This is a genomic window from Rhodosalinus sp. FB01 (assembly GCF_041365715.1).
In the GTDB taxonomy this organism is placed as follows: Bacteria; Pseudomonadota; Alphaproteobacteria; order Rhodobacterales; family Rhodobacteraceae; genus Rhodosalinus.
The window spans coordinates 1-887 of sequence record NZ_JBGFSH010000033.1; the positions used below are offsets into that span (position 1 = coordinate 1).

Annotated in this window: 2 protein-coding genes; both read right to left on the reverse strand. The window is 54.6% G+C overall.

Going from position 1 to position 887, the window contains the following annotated elements; translation table 11 throughout:
- A partial coding sequence (locus tag AB6A65_RS16365; protein ID WP_371039468.1) for a hypothetical protein occupies window positions 1-187 on the reverse strand: 187 nt, incomplete at its 3' end.
- 1 nt (window position 188) lies between these two features.
- Window positions 189-731 carry a hypothetical protein gene (locus AB6A65_RS16370; RefSeq protein ID WP_371039469.1) on the reverse strand — a complete coding sequence of 181 codons (543 nt, stop codon included), beginning with the start codon at window positions 729-731 and terminating at the stop codon, window positions 189-191.
- Between the last annotated feature and the right edge of the window lie 156 nt (window positions 732-887).

Below are 887 nucleotides of genomic sequence, written 5' to 3' on the forward strand. Positions count from 1 at the left end.
CAAACTCCGTCACCCATTTCCCAGCATAGCTCTTCAAGCGGTTCCTGCGGTCAGACGGCGTTCCAGCGCAGTGTACAGTGCCCTGCTCGAAGCAGAGCTGGTAATGTCCAGAACGGCATCTAATCTCCAAGAGCTTTACGCCTTCGGCCTCACAGAGCTTGGCGTAGTCGCGTTCGATTCGGCGCATCTCAAGGCTCCAGACTTGAACCCAGATTGGACAGTCGTCCGCGCGACTGAGAACGAAGAAGCTCCGCAGGGACCCAAGCGGATTCCGTCGGCTTCTTAAACCAGAGGTCGCGCCAAGCGTTCCGGCTGGTCCCGTTCGCGATCTTGGACGCCCATTCAGAAGGACTGAACCTACCATCAGCATCTTCGATCTTCCCATCCTTCACGCGAGCGAAATGGTGAGATCCAGCATACTGCATCCTGACCTCCGTTCCCGAGGGCACGGTTAACTCCTTCCAGATCAAGGGTATATTGGTCTTCTTACTCGGATCTCCGGCGCAAAGCTCTGCTTCCAGTTGCGTGAGGTAGTGGGGGAAGTGCGCACGAACGAGATCGACGAGCTGATCGCCAAACCACTCATGAGCGAGACTGTCGAGGTTCCGCTCTATCAGATCCCGGACCTGATCCTCTGCGAGTTCCGCTGGGTCAAGACGACCATTCGAACACCGCACGATGTCATTGTAGAGCTTTCGATTAAACGGAATATGGATGTCGTCTTTAGCCACGTTTGGCCTCCACATGTTGTTTTCAGTGCTATTTAGTAGTAACACTCGGCTGCCACAGGCGTCAATAGCTTACAAAAGCCATTTTTAGTACTAGAAAGCGCTCACAGCCATGAACGACGTCTGCCCGAGAAGGTGAAGGGCAAGGTCAGGGAAGCG